We start from the raw sequence: 18229 nt of genomic DNA, 5'->3' as shown, positions 1-18229 counted from the left end.
GGTACGCGCGCTCGGCCTTCGACAGTTGCAGCGCGACCCGGCCGAGCCCGACGTCGCGGGCGGCGACCTGCCGCCGACGCTCGCCGCGACCGTCGCGGCGATCGCGACGCCCGCGTACGTGCTCGACCGGCAATGGAACGCGCTCGCGTGGAACGCGCCGGCCGCCGCGCTGTTTTCCGGCTGGCTCGACGGCGAGCACGACCGCAACCTGCTGCGCTTCACGTTCATGTCGCCGGCCGCGCGCACGCTGATCGTCGACTGGGAAACCCGCGCGCGGCGGCTCGCGGCCGAATTCCGCGCCGATTCGATCCGTCACCTGACCGACGCACCGACGCGCGCGCTGATCGACGCGCTGACCGCCGGCAGCGACGCGTTCGCGCAGTACTGGGCGTCGCAGGACGTGTTCGAGCGCGAAGGCGGCCTGCGCGAATTCGACCACCCGGCCGACGGCCGCCTCGTGTACCAGCAGATCACGCTGAAGCCCGCGCACCGCGAGGACCTGAAGCTGGTCGTGCTCGTGCGCGACTGAGCGGGCCGGGCCACGCCGGTAACGGCCGGCGGGCCGCCGCGAACGGCTGCGCGCGTCGGCGGGCAGGCCCGCGAATGTTAGAATCGCGGGATTCCCTCGGCGGCGCACGCCGCCCAACTCCCCTTCGAAGAATCGCCATGACGTCCCAACTGCACAAAAAGGGCGAGGCCTGGTCGGCCCGCTTCTCGGAACCGATGTCGGAGCTGGTCAAGCGCTACACGTCGTCGGTGTTTTTCGACAAGCGCCTTGCGCTCGTCGACATCGCCGGCTCGCTCGCGCACGCGAACATGCTCGCCGCGCAGAAGATCATCAGCGCCGACGACCTGGCGGCGATCGAACGCGGGATGGCACAGATCAAGGGCGAGATCGAGCGCGGCGAATTCGAATGGCAGCTCGACCTCGAAGACGTCCACCTGAACATCGAGGCGCGCCTGACGGCGCTGATCGGCGATGCGGGCAAGCGCCTGCACACGGGCCGCTCGCGCAACGACCAGGTCGCGACCGACATCCGCCTGTGGCTGCGCGGCGAGATCGACCGCATCGGCGGCCTGCTGAACGACCTGCGCGGCGCGCTGCTCGACCTCGCGGAACAGAATGCCGACACGATCATGCCGGGCTTCACGCACCTGCAGGTCGCGCAGCCCGTCACGTTCGGCCACCACCTGCTCGCGTACGTCGAGATGTTCTCGCGCGACGCCGAGCGCATGCGCGACTGCCGCACCCGCGTGAACCGCCTGCCGCTCGGCGCGGCCGCGCTCGCGGGCACGAGCTACCCGATCGACCGTCACGCGGTCGCGAAGACGCTCGGCTTCGACGGCATCTGCGCGAACTCGCTCGACGCGGTATCCGATCGCGACTTCGCGATCGAATTCACCGCGGCATCCGCGCTCGTGATGACGCACGTGTCGCGTTTCTCCGAAGAACTCGTGCTGTGGATGAGCCCGCGCGTCGGCTTCATCGACATCGCAGACCGCTTCTGCACGGGCAGCTCGATCATGCCGCAGAAGAAGAACCCGGACGTACCCGAGCTCGCGCGCGGCAAGACGGGCCGCGTGAACGGCCACCTGATGGCGCTCCTCACGCTGATGAAGGGCCAGCCGCTCGCGTACAACAAGGACAACCAGGAAGACAAGGAACCGCTGTTCGACACGGTCGACACGGTCGCCGACACGCTGCGGATCTTCGCCGAAATGGTCGCGGGCATCACCGTGAAGCCGGACGCGATGCGCGCGGCCGCGCTGCAGGGCTTCTCGACCGCCACCGACCTCGCCGACTACCTCGTGAAGCGCGGCCTGCCGTTCCGCGACGCGCACGAAGCCGTCGCGCACGCGGTGAAGATCTGTGACGACCGCGGCATCGACCTGGCCGACCTGACGCTCGACGAGATGAAGCAGGATCTGCCGAACGTCGCGCACCTGATCGGCGACGACGTGTTCGGCTACCTGACGCTCGAGGGTTCGGTCGCCAGCCGCAACCACCCGGGCGGCACCGCACCCGACCAGGTGCGCGCGGCGGTCAAGGCTGCCCGCGCCGCGCTCGGCCAGTAAGCCCGCTGTTCCGGACGGACGCCTTCGGCGTCCGTTTTTCATTCGGGCGGCCGTCGTGCCGCCCCTCGCCTTCCCCGCTTCCCGGATGCCGCCGATGACCTTTTCCGCCGCGCTCTTCGACATGGACGGCCTGCTCGTCGATTCCGAGCGGACCATCATGAACACGTGGATCGACGTGTCGAATGCGCACGGTGTCGTGCTGACCGCCACCGACTACCTGCAGATCGTCGGCCGCTCGTTCGCCGAAGGCCAGGTCATCCTCGCGCGCCTGATCGGCAACCCCGATACGTTCGACGCAGTGCGCACCCGCGTGCGCGAACAGCTCGCGGCACCCGAGCCGCATCCGAAGTTTCCGCTGAAGCCCGGCGCGTTCGCGCTGCTCGACGCGCTCGCGCAGGCCGGCATTCCGTGCGCGGTCGCGTCGTCGTCCGCGTGCGACGTGATCCGCACGCGGCTCGACGCGGTCGGCGTGCTGCCGTTCTTTCGCGCGATCGCGGGCGGCGACGAAGTCGCGCGCGGCAAGCCCGACCCGGCCGTCTACCGGCTCGCGGCCGAACGCCTCGGCGTGCCGGCGCACGCTTGCGTCGCGTTCGAGGACAGCGACTTCGGCGCGCAGTCGGCTGCCGGCGCCGGCGCGTCGGTCGTCACCGTGCCCGACCTGAAGGCACCGACACCCGAAATCGTCGCGCTGAGCCTGCACGTGCTCGCATCGCTCGACGATGCGGTCGCGCTCGTGCCGTCGTGGTTCGGCCGGCACGGCACGCAACAGCCTGCGTAGGCCGCAAGCCACCAAGCCAAATGCAAACGGGCACCCGAGGGTGCCCGTTTTGTTGTCGCCCACCGACCGGCGTCGCGACGGCCTTTATTTGTTGCCGGCCGTCTCCGACAGCCGCTTCATCGTCGCGATGCGCGCGCCGATCAGGTCGACGCGCCCGTCCTCGCCGACGAGCGGTGCGGTCGCATCGCGGAACGCGATCCACGCGCGCTGCGCACGCACGAGCGTCGCAGCCGAATGCGCGGGCATCTTGCGGCGCAGCTTCTGGTAATAGCGATTCAGGTCGAACAGCGCGTGCTCGCACGCGGCATCCTGTTCGCACGGCCGCACGCGGCGCACGGCCGGGTCGCGCGGCGCGTTCGCCGGCTTGCCGTTCGGCTTGGCCGCGCTCTGGGCCGCGTCCTGGGCCGCGCTCGCGCCACCCTGCGCGCCGCTCGTGGCCGCGACCGGTACGGCGGCGGGCGGCGGCGCATAGCGATCGGCCGCGCCGCGCAGCGCAAGCGCACGATCGCGCACGGGCTGCAGCTGCAGGTCGGCGCTCGACATCGCGTACGCGGTGCCGCGCGTCGTGTCGTACACGGCCTTCAGCAGATGCACTTCATCCTTGCGCCACGTAAGCCAATGACGCTGGCTGTCCTGCCAGCCGCGCTTCGCATCGGCCGGCGCATCCTTCAACAGGCGCTGGTAGGCGCCGTCCATCACTGCCTGCCACTGCTGCTGCGTTTCGCCCATGCACTGGATCTGGCCGGCCGTCGACGAACGGTCGCGCCGCGCGAGACATTGCCGCATCGCGACGTCGATCGGGTCGGCCGCGGCGACTTCCGCGTGCGCGACACCCGACACAGCCGACCCTGCCGCCCAGACGACGAGCGCGGCCAGCGCCGCGCGCATCGCCCGGAATCGTCCGTGCGTCGCCATCAGTCGCGCACGCAGTCGACGAAGTACTCGACGCGGCCGTTCACCTCTTCCGCGACGAGGCCGTGGATGTCGGTGTGGAAGCCCGGGAAACGCTCGTTGAAGTCGCGCGCGAACCGCAGGTAGTTCACGATCGTCTTGTTGAAGCGCTCGCCCGGAATCAGCAGCGGGATGCCCGGCGGGTACGGCGTCAGCAGGATGCTCGTCACGCGGCCTTCGAGCTCGTCGAGCGGCACACGATCGATCTTGCGGTGCGCGAGCTTCGCGAACGCGTCCGACGGCTTCATCGCCGGTTCCATGTCCGACAGGTACATCTCCGTCGTCAGGCGTGCGATGTCGTTCGCGCGGTACACGTCGTGGATCTGCGCGCACAGGTCGCGCAGGCCGACACGCTCGTAACGCGGATGCTGCGCGACGAATTCCGGCAGCACGCGCCACAGCGGCTGGTTGTTGTCGTAATCGTCCTTGAACTGCTGCAGCTCGGTCACCATCGAGTTCCAGCGGCCCTTCGTGATGCCGATCGTGAACATGATGAAGAACGAGTACAGGCCGGTCTTCTCGACGATGATCCCGTGCTCGGCCAGGTACTTCGTGACGATCGCGGCCGGAATGCCCGTCTCGCCGAACTCGCCGTCGACGTCGAGCCCCGGCGTGATGATCGTCGCCTTGATCGGGTCGAGCATGTTGAAGCCTTCCGCGAGCGGGCCGAAGCCGTGCCAGTGGTCGTTCGGCTTCAGCATCCAGTCTTCGCGCGAGCCAATGCCCTCTTCCGACAGGTTGTCCGGGCCCCACACGCTGAAGAACCAGTCGTCGCCGTATTCGGCGTCGACCTTGCGCATCGCGCGGCGGAAATCGATCGCCTCGGCGATCGATTCCTCGACCAGCGCGGTGCCGCCCGGCGGCTCCATCATCGCGGCCGCGACGTCGCACGACGCGATGATCGCGTACTGCGGGCTCGTCGACGTGTGCATCAGGTACGCCTCGTTGAAGCGGTGCTTGTCGAACGTGCGGTTCTCCGAATCCTGCACGACGATCTGCGACGCCTGCGAGATGCCGGCGAGCAGCTTGTGCGTCGAGTGCGTCGCGAACACGAGCGCGCCGGTGCGCGGACGGCCGTCGCCGATCGCGTGCATGTCGCGGTAGAAGTCGTGGAACGTCGCATGCGGCAGCCACGCTTCGTCGAAGTGCAGGGTATCGAGCAGGTCGCCGAGCAGGTCCTTGATCATCTCGACGTTGTAGACGACGCCGTCGTACGTGCTCTGCGTGATCGTCAGGATCCGCGGCTTCATGTCCGGGTTCTCGCGCAGCGCCTCGCGCGCGAACGGGTTCGCCTCGATCTTCTTGCGGATGTTTTCCGGCTTGAATTCGTCGCGCGGGATCGGCCCGATGATGCCGAAATGGTTGCGCGTCGGCGTGAGGAACACGGGGATCGCGCCCGTCATCGTGATCGCGTGCAGGATCGACTTGTGGCAGTTGCGGTCGACCAGCACGATGTCGCCCGGCGCGACCGTCGCGTGCCAGACGATCTTGTTCGACGTCGACGTGCCGTTGGTCACGAAGAACAGGTGGTCGGCGCTGAAGATGCGCGCCGCATTGCGCTCGGACGCGGCGACCGGGCCCGTGTGGTCGAGCAACTGGCCGAGTTCGTCCACCGCGTTACAGACGTCCGCGCGCAGCATGTTCTCGCCGAAGAACTGGTGGAACATCTGGCCGAGCGGGTTCTTCAGGAACGCGACGCCGCCCGAGTGACCCGGGCAGTGCCACGAGTACGAGCCTTCGTCCGCGTACTTGACGAGTTCCTTGAAGAACGGCGGCGCGAGCGAGTCGAGATAGACCTTCGCCTCGCGGATGATGTGGCGCGCGACGAACTCCGGCGTGTCCTCGAACATATGGATGAAGCCGTGCAATTCGCGCAGGATGTCGTTCGGCAGATGGCGCGACGTGCGCGTCTCGCCGTACAGGAAGATCGGGATGTCCGCGTTGCGGCGGCGCACTTCGGTGACGAACGCGCGCAGCTCGATGATCGCGGTCGCGAGCTCCGGCAGCTCGCCGTCCGGGCCGGTTTCGCCGAGCATGAGTTCGTCGTCGTCGATCGACAGGATGAAGCACGACGCGCGGCTCGACTGCTGCGCGAACGACGTCAGATCGCCGTAGCTCGTGAGGCCGAGGACTTCGACGCCCTCCTTCTCGATCGCTTCGGCCAATGCCCGGATGCCGGAGCCCGAGATGTTCTCGGAGCGGAAATCTTCGTCGATGATGACGACGGGAAAACGAAACTTCATGGGCGATTCTCCAAAAAGAACGACCGCGGCGCGTCACGCGCAGCGGTCACCCGGAAACTGGTGAGACGTTATGCAACCAGATCAGGTTTTCGGCAGCGTGACACCGCGCTGACCCTGATACTTGCCGCCGCGATCGGCATACGACACGTCGCACACTTCGTCGCTCTCGAAGAAGAGCACCTGGGCGACGCCTTCGTTCGCGTAGATCTTCGCGGGCAACGGCGTGGTATTCGAGAATTCCAGCGTGACGTAGCCTTCCCACTCGGGTTCGAACGGCGTCACGTTGACGATGATCCCGCAGCGCGCATAGGTCGACTTGCCGAGGCAGACGGTCAGCACGGTGCGCGGGATGCGGAAATATTCGACGGTGCGGGCCAGCGCGAACGAGTTCGGCGGGATGATGCACACGTCGCCCTTGAAATCGACAAACGAACCCTCGTCGAAGTTCTTCGGATCGACGATCGTCGAGTTGATGTTCGTGAAGATCTTGAATTCGTCCGCGCAGCGGATGTCGTAGCCGTAGCTCGACGTGCCGTAGCTGACGATCCGGCGGCCGTCCGCGGACTCGCGAACCTGATCGGGCATGAACGGCTCGATCATCTTGTGCTCTTCGGCCATGCGCCGAATCCATTTGTCGGACTTGATACTCATATCGGGGCGCCAGGAAACGCTGCGTGACAATCAGGGGGCGCCGCTCGCGCGAGGCGGCGGCCGGGAAAGGCGGACATTTTACGCGATCATCGCGCGGCGCACGCGGCAGCCGTCAACGGATCACGCCGCAAGCGAGCGCGGGCCCCGCGCCATGCTGCGGAAACGCGGGATCGCTCGAGTCGCGGTGCACCAGTGCCGCGCGGTTCATCGCCGAGCGCACGCCATCGAGGGCCAGATCAGGAGCGACGATGAAGCCGGCCGCGACGCCATTCGCATCCGCATGGATGTTGCCGAGATCGCCGGCGACGCGGGCGCCCGCGCGCAGGCGATCGGCGGCCGGCGCGAACACCGGGCCGGCGCTCGATCCGTCGCCCGCGTTGCAGTCGCCGCGCTCGTGCACCTGCAACGCGTGATCGCTGTTCGGCGGCAGGCCGACCAGGTTGTAGGTGACCTGGACGCCGTCCGGACGCTCGACGAACGTCACCGCGCCGCGCGTCTGCGAGCCGACCGTCGGCTGCAGTTGTGCGTCGGCCCGTTTTTCGTGCGACGAGGAAAAGGAGGTACAGCCGGCCAGCAGGCCCAGCGCGGCGGCGGCCAGCAGCGCGCGCCGCGCGCGGCCGGCGCGCACGCCGTGATGTCGTTGTTTCATTCGATCCTCATGCCGGCTGACGGCCGTTTGACACAACGGCCGCGCCGGGCGGGTAAAGGGACCCGGGCAAAGTCGCCATGATACCGCGCCTCGCGGCGCCGTAAACAGCGTGAGGCCCCGCCCCGCAAGGGTTTTACGTATTTTGAACAACGATCGTCGGGAACTTCGACGTCATGTCGCGCGCGCGCTCGGCAATCGCCAGCGCGACCCCGCGCGCGATATCGCGATAACGGCGTGCCAGCGCGCCGTCCGGATCGGCCGCGACCGTCGGCGTGCCGCTGTCGGCCCGCTCGCGGATCGCGATGTCGAGCGGCAGGCTGCCGAGCACGGTCACATCGTAGTCCTTCGCCATCCGCTCGGCTCCGCCGGCGCCGAAGATGTGCTCCTCGTGGCCGCAGTTCGAGCAGATGTGGATGCTCATGTTCTCGACGATGCCGAGGATCGGAATCCCGACCTTCTCGAACATCTTCAAGCCCTTCTTCGCGTCGAGCAGCGCGATGTCCTGCGGCGTCGTGACGATCACCGCGCCGGTGACGGGCACGCGCTGCGCGAGCGTGAGCTGGATGTCGCCCGTGCCGGGCGGCATGTCGACGATCAGGTAGTCAAGCTCGCGCCAGTTGGTCTGGCGCAGCAGCTGCTCGAGCGCGGAGGTCGCCATCGGGCCGCGCCACACCATCGGGTTGTCTTCCTCGATCAGGAAGCCGATCGAGTTCGCCTGCAGCCCGTGGCCGACGAGCGGGTTCATCGACTGGTTGTCGGGCGACTCGGGACGCTGGCCGTGAATGCCGAGCATCGTCGGCAGCGACGGGCCGTAGATGTCGGCATCGAGGATGCCGACCGACGCGCCTTCCGCGGCGAGCGCGAGCGCGAGGTTCACGGCCGTCGTGCTCTTGCCGACGCCGCCCTTGCCCGACGCGACCGCAACGATGTTCTTCACGTTCGGCAGCAGCTTCACGCCGCGCTGCACCGTGTGCGCGACGATCTCCTGCGACACGGCGACGCGCGCGTCGCGCACGCCGGGCACGGCCTGAAGCGCCGCGACGATGCGCGCGCGCACGTCGTCGTGCTGGCTGCGCGCCGGGTAGCCGAGCACCACGTCGAGCGCCACGACGTCGCCGTCGATCGCGACGTTGCGCACGCCCTTGCTCGCCGCATACGGGCGGCCGGTATTGGGGTCGACGACTGCCGCCAGCGCGGCGTCGACTTGTGCCCGGTCAATGCTCATCGAAACTCCATGAAAACGTTTTTCTCGCGCGCAAACGTCAAAAAATATCAAATTACGCTGCGAAAATCGGGAAAAGTGAAAGAATCTGTTGCACGCCATTGCGCGAACGCGCGACCCGGCGCAATCTTCGCCTGCGGCATGCTATGGGGCCAAATCGGCCACTAACCGCCTATATTGTAGAGGCTGACGCGTCACGCTGTCCGAACAGCCACGCTGACGGACAGGGCAAGCGGCCGCCTCGGCGGCTGCCGCGAGCGCTGGCCGGCCCGCCTTTTCCGGGCGGCCCGCGCGGGGAGCCGTAACTGTTGTTGTCGTTGTCGACTCGTTCAACCAAGAGAGGAATCCAAGATGAACATGAAAATCGCGACTCGCCTGTCCGTCTTCGCCCTGGCCGGTGCAGTGCTGGCAGGCTGCGCATCGCCGCAAGGCACCAACACGGCCGTCGGTACCGGCACGGGTGCGGCGCTGGGCGCAGGCATCGGCGCGCTGGCGGGCGGCGGCAAGGGCGCGGCGATCGGCGCGGGCGTCGGCGCACTGGTCGGCGGCGTGACGGGTTACAACTGGCAGGCGATCAAGAACAAGCTCGCACCGTCGGCAGCCCAGACGGGCACGCAGGTGACCGAGCAGCCGGACGGCTCGCTGAAGCTGAACGTGCCGAGCGCGGTGACGTTCGCGACGAACCAGTACGCGATCACGCCGGCCTTCACGCCGCTGCTGAACGACCTGGCGACGACGCTGAACCAGAACCCGCAAGTGACGGCATCGATCGTCGGCTACACGGACAGCACGGGCTCGGCGCAACTGAACCAGACGCTGTCGCAGAACCGCGCGCAAAGCGTCGTGAACGCGCTCGCGCAGCGCGGCGTCAACGGCGGCCGTCTGTCGGCGCAAGGCATGGGCGCGTCGAACCCGATCGCGGACAACGCGTCCGAAGCCGGCCGCGCACAGAACCGCCGCGTCGAAATCTACCTGCGCGCAGCGCAGGCGCAGTAAGCGCACGACGAGGAGAACGCACGGGCACGCCGCCCGCGCAGCCCCGCCGGACCAAGCGTCCGCCGGGGCCGGTAACAAGTCGAAAAAAATTTCGAACTTCCGTCGCGGGCCGTGGTCAGTATTTACGGTACGTGGCTGGTGTTGCCGGCCCGTCACCATTCTCCTCTTGTCGTTGTTGCTCCGGGGCCGTATCCGCCCCGGTTTTTTTTGCCCGCGAAATTCGTGTTGCGCCGCAACACCCCCCCTCGGGCACGCCGTTCAAGCGGCCCCATCCCTTCCGGCGCCCGGTCGCGGCGCCTGCCAGCCTCGGTGGCCCGTGCCCCTGCTAGAATCGCACTTTCCCGTCGTTTTTCCGCTGTTCCTCTACAGACCCTATGTCCGCATCCGACCTCACTTCCGTGCAGGCTGCGGCGCCGCAAGGCAGCCGCCAGATCCTCGTTACGTCCGCACTGCCCTATGCCAACGGGCAGATCCACATCGGCCACCTGGTCGAGTACATCCAGACCGACATCTGGGTGCGGGCGCTGCGAATGCATGGCCATGAGGTCTATTACATCGGCGCCGACGATACGCACGGCACGCCGGTCATGCTGCGCGCGGAGAAGGAAGGCCTCACGCCGAAGCAGCTGATCGAACGCGTGTGGACCGAGCACAAGCGCGACTTCGACAGCTTCGGCGTGTCGTTCGACAACTTCTACTCGACCGATTCGGACGAGAACCGCGTGCTGAGCGAGAAGATCTACCTCGCGCTGCAGGAAGCCGGCCTGATCGCCGAGCGCGAAATCGAGCAGGCGTACGACCCCGTCAAGGAAATGTTCCTGCCGGACCGCTTCATCAAGGGCGAGTGCCCGAAGTGCCACGCGAAGGACCAGTACGGCGACAACTGCGAAGTGTGCGGCTCGACCTACCTGCCGACCGAACTGCTGAACCCGTATTCGGTCGTGTCGGGCGCGACGCCGGTGCGCAAGAAATCGAAGCACTACTTCTTCCGCCTGTCCGACCCGCGCTGCGAGTCGTTCCTGCGCGAATGGGTCAGCGGCCTCGCGCAGCCCGAAGCGACCAACAAGATGCGCGAATGGCTCGGCGACGCCGGCGAAGCCAAGCTCGCCGACTGGGACATCTCGCGTGACGCGCCGTACTTCGGCTTCGAGATCCCGGGCGCGCCCGGCAAGTATTTCTACGTGTGGCTCGACGCGCCGGTCGGTTACTACGCGAGCTTCAAGAACCTGTGCGACCGCAACGGCATCGACTTCGATGCGTGGATCCGCCCGGGCTCGAAGACCGAGCAGTATCACTTCATCGGCAAGGACATCCTGTACTTCCACACGCTGTTCTGGCCCGCGATGCTCGAGTTCTCGGGCCACCGCACGCCGACCAACGTGTTCGCGCACGGCTTCCTGACGGTCGACGGCGCGAAGATGTCGAAGTCGCGCGGCACGTTCATCACCGCGCAGAGCTACATCGACACGGGCCTGAACCCCGAATGGCTGCGCTACTACTTCGCCGCGAAGCTGAACGCGACGATGGAAGACCTCGACCTGAACCTCGACGACTTCCAGGCACGCGTGAACAGCGACCTCGTCGGCAAGTACGTGAACATCGCGAGCCGCGCGGCGGGTTTCCTGATCAAGCGCTTCGACGGCCGCGTGCAGGACAGCGCGATGAACCATCCGCTCGTCGCGAAGCTGCGCGATGCCATTCCGCAGATCGCCGCGAACTATGAAGCGCGCGAATACGGCCGCGCGCTGCGCCACACGATGGAGCTCGCGGACGAAGTGAATGCGTACGTCGACGGCGCGAAGCCGTGGGATCTCGCGAAGGATCCGGCCAATGCGGTCGCGCTGCACGAAACCTGCAGCGTGAGCCTCGAGGCCTTCCGCCTGCTGTCGCTCGCGCTGAAGCCGGTGATGCCGCGCGTCGCCGAATCGGTCGAGGCGTTCTTCGGGATCGCGCCGCTCGCGTGGGTCGATGCGGCGAAACCGCTGTCGTCGGAACAGCCGATCAAGGCATACCAGCACCTGATGACGCGCGTCGACGCGAAGCAGATCGAAGCGCTACTCGCCGCGAACCGCGATTCGCTGCAGGCCGAGGCAACCGGTGCGGCCGCCGCGAGCGCGAACGCCGCAAAGGACACGAAGAACGCCAAGGCGAACGCGAAGCCGGCCGTCGTGAACGGCGCTGACGACGCCCCCATCTCGATCGATGATTTCGCGAAGATCGACCTGCGCATCGCGAAGATCGTCGCGTGCCAGGCCGTCGAAGGCTCGGACAAGCTGCTGCAGCTCACGCTCGACGTCGGCGAGGAAAAGACCCGCAACGTGTTCTCGGGCATCAAGTCGGCGTACCAGCCCGAGCAGCTCGTCGGCAAGCTGACGGTGATGGTCGCGAATCTTGCGCCGCGCAAGATGAAGTTCGGCCTGTCCGAAGGGATGGTGCTCGCCGCATCGGCCACCGACGAGAAGGCCGAGCCGGGCCTCTACATTCTCGAGCCGCACAGCGGCGCGAAGCCCGGCATGCGCGTGAAGTAACGCGAGCGCACCTCCGCCTGCGCAAAGCCCCGCACGATACGTGCGGGGCTTTTTTTTATTCGCGCGACCTCACGCACATCGTCACGGCTTCATGCCCGTGACGAGGCTGTGATCGCCGAAACTCGGCACGGTCTCGATCGAAACGAAACCCGCATCCGCGAGCAGCGCTTCGAGTTCGCGCGCCGAGTACTGCTCGCCTTGTGTCCACCCGAGCATCATCAGGCTGTATGCGGGCGCGGCGAGCGGGCCGCTCTTGTCGTCGCGATAGAGCACTTCGTGCAGCACGATGCGCCCGCCGGGCGGCATGGCGTCGAAACTCTTGCGCGCGAGAAACGCATTACGCTCGGCCGGCCAGTCGTGAAAGATGTTCGAATAGAAATGCAGGTCGGCGTCGGGAAACGGATCGCGCCACATGTCGCCCGCATGCAGCACGACACGCCCCTGCCACTGCGGCCCGCCAACGAACCGCGCGGCCAGTTCGCACCCCGTCGGCAGATCGAACAGCGTCGCGCGCAACGCGGGCCACGCCGCCAGCGCGCCCTTGATGTGCGCACCGGAACCGCCGCCGATGTCGAGCATGTGCCGATGCGCGCCGAGATCGATGCGCGTCGGCCATACCGGCGCATGCGATGCGCTCAGGCTCTCCATCGCGCGCATGAAGCGCATGCCGAGTTCGGTCTGCTGCTCATGAGAGCGGAAGATGTCCGCGTCGCCATACGCGCGTGGCGCGTCGCGCCGCAACGCGGCCTCGAGGCCCGCCACCGAGAACGTATCGGCGTTGTCGTACATCAGATCCCAGAACGCGCCGAAGTACGTCGGACTCCGTTCGAGCAGCAGGTCCTCGCCCAGCGACGTGAGCGCATAACGATCGGCTTCGCGCCGTGCGAAGCCCAGCGCGACCGCGAGATTCGCCAGCGCCTCGGTCGGCCGGCGCGCGAGCCCGAGCGCGTCGCCGAGTGCCGCAACGGTCGCCGGCCCGTCACCGAGACGGCGAAAGAGGCCGAGCCGATGCGCGATCAGCATCGCGGGCCCGACGAACAGGCCGCGCGCGATATCGCACGCGGCGCGGTCGTCGTGACGCGGCGGCACGGCGCTCATGACATGCTCCGCACGGCCTGCACGGCATCGGGCCTGGCGGCCGCCACATCGATCTGCCGCGCGGCCTCATGCGTCCACGCGGTGAAGGCACGAAACACGCGATCGACGAGCGCGATGCAGCGCGCGCGGCGGTCGCTGCCCAGCGCGATCGATACGAGTTCCGCGTGCTCGCCGTTCTGCAGATGGCCCGACTCGAGCGCGAAATGAAACGCACCGAGGTAGCGCAACTCGCGTCCCGTCTGCGCGCGTACCTGCCCGGCCACGCGCGTCGTGAGCGCGAACAGCACGTTGCCGGTCTCCTCGATCGCTTCGACGACGGCAAGGCGCTCGACACCATCCGCGTCGGCGACGATCGCACACAGCTCGTACATCAGCAGGCGGCTGCGACAGGTTCGTTCGCTCCACAGCATGCGCAGCGCATCGGTCGTCGTCGTCGCGTCGTTCCAGCCGAGTGTCTCGACATCCTCGAGAAACCATGGCCAGTGATGGTCGTCCTCGCGCGTATGCGCGTGCACGCGCGCCTGGTGCACATCGGCCGGCGGTTCCACGCGCAGCACGTAGCGATTCAGGTCGCCGAACGCCATCACGAAGAACGCAAAGCCGCGCATGAATTCGAGCCGCACGAGCGGCGGCAGGCGATCGTTTCGCAACCGGTCGAACGACGGAAGATTCTCGTAGTCGCGCCTGCTCCGCCTCACGTGCGCCAGTACCGCTTCCATCGGCGTGCTCCTGCGTGACGCCATCGACGCAGGCGTGACGCAACGGGCGGGAGCTGCTGCGCCCGCCGATCGTATCGCCCCGTGCCCATCGCGTATCGTTGATGAAATCGAAACGTCGACGCGCATTGCATCGCGAGTCGGCTCCGCGCAGGTCGCGCGAACGAGATCAATCTAGAAGGAATTGATCGAATGTCAAGAAAGCCCGTGCAAAGCGCACGCAGCTGAAACAATCGGCGCGGGAACAGCATGGGCGCCGCCCGCGCCCGCCGTCACCGTTGCCCGAACCAGCGGTCGAAGCGCCGCGTGTAGTTCAGGTCGACACCCTGGAACGTGCCGCCGTACGCGGACACCGACCAGAAGCGCGTCAGGTTGATCGTCGCCTTGAACGCGTTGCTCGCCGACTGCAGGCCCTGCTCGAAGCCGAGCACGAAACGCTCGTTGATCGCCTTCGACACCTGTACGACCTGCGGATCGGTCAGGCCGACGTCGCTGCGGCCGATCGAGAACTCGTCGAGACCGAAGGTCTGCGCGACGCGCTTGCCGGTCACGCTGCCGAGCAGCCCGAGCGCCGCCGTCATCGTGCCCTGCTGGCCGACGTTGTTGCCCTGGTCCGTGCCGTGCCCGAACAGCAGCCACGACAGCTTTTCGTTGTCCGTGACGTTCGGCTCCGACACCAGCTTGACCGTCAGCGACTGGATCGTACCCGTCACCTGCACGCCGGCCTCGACCTCCTGGTTGCGCCGCATCGCGAGGATGTTGACGCCGGGGTTCGACACCGGCCCGTTGAACGTGAAGAAGCCGTTCTCGATCGCGAGCTTGCGGCCGAACGACGTATACGTCGATCCTTCCGTCACACGCACGTTGCCGACCGCGCGCAGCGGCACGCCCGGCGCGCTCATCACGGTGATTGTGCCGCGCAGCCCGAGATCCGCGCCGTGGCCCTTGAAGCGGAAGTTGTTGCCGAGGCCGATGTCGATGTTCGCGCGCGGCGCGAGCGACGGCGCCGGTTTGTCCGCGGCCGGCTGCGGCTTCGCGACCGCGGTGCCGGTCGGCGTCTCGCCGCGCACCGTGCCGTCCGGCTGCACGATCACGACATCGTCGGACAGGTGCGGCGCCGATTCCTCGGGCAGGTCGAACAACGCGCGGTCGACGACGAACTTGCCGTCGATCGACAGCGCGCCGCGCGGCCCGTCGTTCGCGACGGTCGCCTTGCCCGACAGCGACAGCTTGCGATCCGGCGCGGCGAACAGTTCGAGCTTGTCCGCGACGATGCTCGCGGTCAGGTCGGGCGCCTCGCCGTCGAGGCGCACGCGGCCGAGCGCGCGCAGCGTGCCGTCGCCGCCGTGGAACTCGACCTGCTGGAATTCGACGAGGTTTTCCGCGAGCTTCACGCGCACGATGCCGTCCTTCAGCTGGACGCCCTGGTCGACGAGCGTCGCGGACAGGTCGTCGCCCGTCAGCATCCCCGACAGGTTCGGCTTCGCCGGCGTGCCGGCGACCGTCAGTTTCAGCGCCGCGCGCCCGCCGAGCAGGTAGCTCGGCCCGAACAGGTTGCCGGTCGTCTTCAGCGCCGGGATGTCGGCATCGATGCGGCCCGCCAGCGGACCATCGTCGACGACGCCGAACATGCCGTCGCGCAGCGCGAACGGCACCGTGACGTTGGCATCGAGCGTGCCGATCCGGTTCGCCTTCGCGAGCGCCGTCACGTTGAGCCGGTTGCCGGGCGCGAAGCGCGCGCGCGCGGACAGGTCGGTCAGCCCGAGCGACGCGATGCCGCGCCCGCTCTCGATCGTCACGTCGCCGCCGCGGCGCTTCACCTGCACATAGCCCGTCGCGTTCGCGCCGAGCGAGAAATCCCAGTCGGCGTCGAGCACGACGTCGGTCCGCAGCGGCGGCCGCTGGCCCGTCAGCTCCTGGCGGACCTCGAGGAAACGCGCGACCGACGCGCCGCTCACGGAACCCGCCGAGCGCATCTGGCCGTGATCGAACACGAACGACTTCAGGTCGATCGCCGCGCCTTCGAGCGTGAGCCGCGTCGCGCCGAGCGTCACGCGGCCGGCGCCGGCCGACACGGTGAGCGGCGCCTGCAGCGCGATGGCCGGCGTGCCGCGGTTCGCGAGACGCGTGACGGTGCCGTCCCAGCGCATGCCGTCGCGGTTCTCGACCACGCCGCCGTTCGCCGCGAGCGTCACGTCGATCACGCGCCCGCCGGCCATCCCGAGCGCCGATGCGTCGAGCGTATGCTTCGCGCGCGTGCCGTCGAGGTTCGCGCGCAGCGATTTCAGCTTCAGCGAGCCGAGCGCAATGTCGGTCGCGTCGGCCGTGAACACGAGCGCGCCGTGCGCACCGTCGCGGATATCCGCGCGGCCCTGCGCGGCGCCGATCCGGTTCGATCCGACGACGACGTGCTCGGCCTTGTAGGTGCCCGTCACGTTCGGATGCGCGAAGCTGCCGGTCAGGTCGCCCTGCGCCTGCACGAGCCCTTCCACGCCGAAGCCGAGCCGGTCGAGCTGTGGCGCGTCGACGACGAAGCGCAGCCGGTCGCCGGGCGCGCCGAAGCTGCCGCGCAGGTCGACGTGGTTGCCCGCGATCGACAGGCTCGCGTTGCTCGGCAGGATGCGCGAGCCGGCGAGCTGCACGACGCCGGCGCCGGTCAGCGGCACGCCGTCGTACAGGCTGTCGCCGAGCTTGAAGGTCGCCTTCGTCGACACCTGCGGCGCAAACGCGCCCGATGCGGTCAGCGTGCCCGACACGCGCGTCTCGCCGCGCTTGGCCGGCGCCTTGGCCGCCTTGCCGCCGGCCTTCGGCGCGCTCATCGCGGCGAGCAGCAGCGGATCGAACGCCGTCAGCGTCGCCTTCGCGTCGTAGCTCGAATGCGCGTCGTGGCGGAACACCCCCGTCAGGTCGATACGGCCCTTGCCCGCCGTCACGCGCGCGTCGGTCAGCACGGTCTGCTGCGACGTCAGCGCAACCTTCGCGCGCGCGCCGAGCGCGAGCTTCGGGTCGTTCAGGTTGAAATCGACGGTCGTCACGTCACCCGCGAGCGTCACGCCGAGCGGGCCGCCCAGGCGCATCGGCCGCAGCTCGGCGACGAATGCGTTCAGGTCGAGGTTCGCGGCCTTCAGGTCGAAGTGGCCCTTGCCGCCCGTCAGCGTGCCGCTGCCGGTCACGCTGCCGTCGCGGATCAGTTTCAGCGCGAGATCGTCGATCCGCTGGGCGTGCGCGTCGAGATGCACGGTCGCGCGCGCGTCGATCACCGGCAGCAGGTGGTCGCCGAGCGTGCCGGGCTTCGCGTTGACGATCGACACCGGGCCCGTCACCGCGAACCCCTTCGCGGGCGCGGTGCCGGCCGGTGCCGTGACGGGCGCGAGTTCCGCGCGCACCGCGAGATCGGCGGCCGGCGCGCCGGGCGCGAGCGCCTGCGGGTTCACGTGATCGAACGCGAGCGATGCGCGTGTGAGCGGCACCGTGCCGAACGGCGCGGCCTCGACGTGCGCGCGCCCGTTCAGCTTCATCCCGCTCGCATCGACGTCGGCGACGAGCGCCTCGAGCGAGCCCGACACGCGGGCCCGCGCGTCGACCGGCTCGTCGGACAGCTTGCCCGTGTAGGTCGCTTCGCCGGTCAGCGCGAACGGCTTCACGCCGTCGAGCTTCGCGCGGGCGGTCAGCGCGCCGAACGGCGTATCGACGCCGTCGAGCACGAGTTCATGGTGACGGCCGTCGCTGCGGCCGTTCAGCGCGAGGTGGTCGAGTTGTGTCGTCGAGCCGCCGTCGTGGATCGCGAGGTGATCGACACGCAGGTCGTCGATCCGCAACTGCAGCGGCAGGCTCAGGTCCTGCGGCGTCGTGCCCGGCGTCGACGGCCCCGGCGCGATCCGCACGTCGATCGTGCCGGCACGCAGATAGGCGATCGACAGCCGCCACGGCGCGCGGGTCAGTGCCCAGCGGCCGTCGAGCCGGTCGATGCGGATGTCGGTGCCGGTACCGTCGGGGCTCGTCCAGGCGAACCCGCGCAACCGTACGCCGGTCGCGAGCGAGCCGCCTTCGAGCGTGCCCGCGAGCCGCGCACCGAGCACGCGCTCGGCCGCCTGCCACGCGAGCCGCGTGCCGCGCTCGGTCGTCACCGCGGCCAGCACGAGCCCAACCGCCAGCACGACGAGCAGCACGACCGTCGCGAGCGTCCACGCGACGACGCGCACCGCGCGCCCGCTGCGCGGCGCACGCGGCGGCGTGTCGGGCGCGCCGTCGGGCGAGTCCGGATCGTGAGGCTGCGGCGTGTCGTTCGGGTCCTTCGTCATGCGGTTGGTCGTCGATGAAG

General features: G+C 68.3%; 13 protein-coding genes and 1 pseudogene. 6 read left to right on the top strand and 8 right to left on the bottom strand.

Annotation, left to right across the window (positions count from 1 at the left end; genetic code table 11):
- From VL15_RS30265 to VL15_RS30255, 3 genes and pseudogenes are all read left to right on the top strand, one after another.
- Positions 1–529: pseudogene (locus VL15_RS30265) on the top strand (transcriptional regulator); the annotation flags it as partial.
- 137 nt (positions 530–666) lie between these two features.
- The gene (gene argH / locus VL15_RS30260; RefSeq protein WP_048250379.1) at positions 667–2076 is read left to right on the top strand and encodes an argininosuccinate lyase; all 1410 of its coding nucleotides are present in this window, start codon (positions 667–669) and stop codon (positions 2074–2076) included.
- A 94-nt stretch (positions 2077–2170) separates the two neighbouring features.
- Positions 2171–2854, top strand: a complete 684-nt coding sequence (locus VL15_RS30255) for an HAD family hydrolase (protein WP_048250378.1) — start codon at positions 2171–2173, stop codon at positions 2852–2854.
- 84 nt (positions 2855–2938) lie between these two features.
- Here VL15_RS30255 and VL15_RS30250 read toward each other — a convergent pair whose 3' ends face one another.
- The 5 genes from VL15_RS30250 to apbC form a co-directional block, all read right to left on the bottom strand.
- Positions 2939–3769 carry a lysozyme inhibitor LprI family protein gene (locus VL15_RS30250; RefSeq protein ID WP_048250377.1) on the bottom strand — a complete coding sequence of 277 codons (831 nt, stop codon included), beginning with the start codon at positions 3767–3769 and terminating at the stop codon, positions 2939–2941.
- Positions 3769–6048 (bottom strand): arginine/lysine/ornithine decarboxylase, encoded by a 2280-nt coding sequence (locus VL15_RS30245; RefSeq protein ID WP_048250376.1) that lies wholly within the window; start codon positions 6046–6048, stop codon positions 3769–3771. The genes VL15_RS30250 and VL15_RS30245 overlap by 1 nt, the downstream gene beginning before the upstream one ends.
- A gap of 81 nt (positions 6049–6129) precedes the next feature.
- Positions 6130–6699 (bottom strand): dCTP deaminase, encoded by a 570-nt coding sequence (gene dcd / locus VL15_RS30240; RefSeq protein ID WP_047898759.1) that lies wholly within the window; start codon positions 6697–6699, stop codon positions 6130–6132.
- A 112-nt stretch (positions 6700–6811) separates the two neighbouring features.
- Positions 6812–7348 (bottom strand): superoxide dismutase [Cu-Zn], encoded by a 537-nt coding sequence (gene sodC, locus VL15_RS30235; protein WP_048250375.1) that lies wholly within the window; start codon positions 7346–7348, stop codon positions 6812–6814.
- Positions 7349–7481: 133 nt separating this feature from the next.
- The gene (gene apbC, locus VL15_RS30230) at positions 7482–8573 is read right to left on the bottom strand and encodes an iron-sulfur cluster carrier protein ApbC (RefSeq protein WP_048250373.1); all 1092 of its coding nucleotides are present in this window, start codon (positions 8571–8573) and stop codon (positions 7482–7484) included.
- Positions 8574–8582: 9 nt separating this feature from the next.
- Here apbC and VL15_RS42875 point away from each other — a divergent pair, with 9 nt between their 5' ends.
- The 3 genes from VL15_RS42875 to metG all read left to right on the top strand — a co-directional run bounded on the left by VL15_RS42875 (position 8583) and on the right by metG (position 12094).
- The gene (locus VL15_RS42875) at positions 8583–8738 is read left to right on the top strand and encodes a hypothetical protein (RefSeq protein ID WP_164991964.1); all 156 of its coding nucleotides are present in this window, start codon (positions 8583–8585) and stop codon (positions 8736–8738) included.
- A gap of 183 nt (positions 8739–8921) precedes the next feature.
- A complete protein-coding gene (locus VL15_RS30225; protein WP_048250372.1) occupies positions 8922–9566 on the top strand; it encodes an OmpA family protein in 645 nt (214 codons plus the stop codon).
- Positions 9567–9940: 374 nt separating this feature from the next.
- A complete protein-coding gene (gene metG, locus VL15_RS30220; protein WP_048250371.1) occupies positions 9941–12094 on the top strand; it encodes a methionine--tRNA ligase in 2154 nt (717 codons plus the stop codon).
- 81 nt (positions 12095–12175) lie between these two features.
- Here metG and VL15_RS30215 read toward each other — a convergent pair whose 3' ends face one another.
- From VL15_RS30215 to VL15_RS30205, 3 genes are all read right to left on the bottom strand, one after another.
- Complete coding sequence (locus tag VL15_RS30215) at positions 12176–13192, bottom strand: methyltransferase (RefSeq protein WP_048250370.1); 1017 nt, start codon at positions 13190–13192, stop codon at positions 12176–12178.
- Positions 13189–13911, bottom strand: a complete 723-nt coding sequence (locus tag VL15_RS30210; protein WP_048250369.1) for a hypothetical protein — start codon at positions 13909–13911, stop codon at positions 13189–13191. Before VL15_RS30210 ends, VL15_RS30215 begins: the two co-directional genes overlap by 4 nt.
- A gap of 269 nt (positions 13912–14180) precedes the next feature.
- The gene (locus VL15_RS30205) at positions 14181–18209 is read right to left on the bottom strand and encodes a translocation/assembly module TamB domain-containing protein (RefSeq protein ID WP_048250368.1); all 4029 of its coding nucleotides are present in this window, start codon (positions 18207–18209) and stop codon (positions 14181–14183) included.
- Positions 18210–18229: the final 20 nt, after the last annotated feature.

Origin of the sequence: Burkholderia cepacia (genome assembly GCF_001039005.1) — a bacterium.
GTDB classification, from domain to species: Bacteria; Pseudomonadota; Gammaproteobacteria; order Burkholderiales; family Burkholderiaceae; genus Burkholderia; species Burkholderia theae.
Note: the sequence above shows the minus strand (reverse complement) of the source record. Positions and strands in the feature narration are given on the sequence as shown.

What these genes read in the sequence shown, in the direction of transcription:
- argH (WP_048250379.1), top strand. Translation starts at nt 667, where the DNA reads ATGACGTCCCAACTGCACAAAAAGGGCGAGGCCTGGTCGGCCCGCTTC.
- VL15_RS30255 (WP_048250378.1), top strand. Translation starts at nt 2,171, where the DNA reads ATGACCTTTTCCGCCGCGCTCTTCGACATGGACGGCCTGCTCGTCGAT.
- VL15_RS30250 (WP_048250377.1), bottom strand. Translation starts at nt 3,769, where the DNA reads ATGGCGACGCACGGACGATTCCGGGCGATGCGCGCGGCGCTGGCCGCG.
- VL15_RS30245 (WP_048250376.1), bottom strand. Translation starts at nt 6,048, where the DNA reads ATGAAGTTTCGTTTTCCCGTCGTCATCATCGACGAAGATTTCCGCTCC.
- dcd (WP_047898759.1), bottom strand. Translation starts at nt 6,699, where the DNA reads ATGAGTATCAAGTCCGACAAATGGATTCGGCGCATGGCCGAAGAGCAC.
- sodC (WP_048250375.1), bottom strand. Translation starts at nt 7,348, where the DNA reads ATGAAACAACGACATCACGGCGTGCGCGCCGGCCGCGCGCGGCGCGCG.
- apbC (WP_048250373.1), bottom strand. Translation starts at nt 8,573, where the DNA reads ATGAGCATTGACCGGGCACAAGTCGACGCCGCGCTGGCGGCAGTCGTC.
- VL15_RS42875 (WP_164991964.1), top strand. Translation starts at nt 8,583, where the DNA reads ATGAAAACGTTTTTCTCGCGCGCAAACGTCAAAAAATATCAAATTACG.
- VL15_RS30225 (WP_048250372.1), top strand. Translation starts at nt 8,922, where the DNA reads ATGAACATGAAAATCGCGACTCGCCTGTCCGTCTTCGCCCTGGCCGGT.
- metG (WP_048250371.1), top strand. Translation starts at nt 9,941, where the DNA reads ATGTCCGCATCCGACCTCACTTCCGTGCAGGCTGCGGCGCCGCAAGGC.
- VL15_RS30215 (WP_048250370.1), bottom strand. Translation starts at nt 13,192, where the DNA reads ATGAGCGCCGTGCCGCCGCGTCACGACGACCGCGCCGCGTGCGATATC.
- VL15_RS30210 (WP_048250369.1), bottom strand. Translation starts at nt 13,911, where the DNA reads ATGGAAGCGGTACTGGCGCACGTGAGGCGGAGCAGGCGCGACTACGAG.
- VL15_RS30205 (WP_048250368.1), bottom strand. Translation starts at nt 18,209, where the DNA reads ATGACGAAGGACCCGAACGACACGCCGCAGCCTCACGATCCGGACTCG.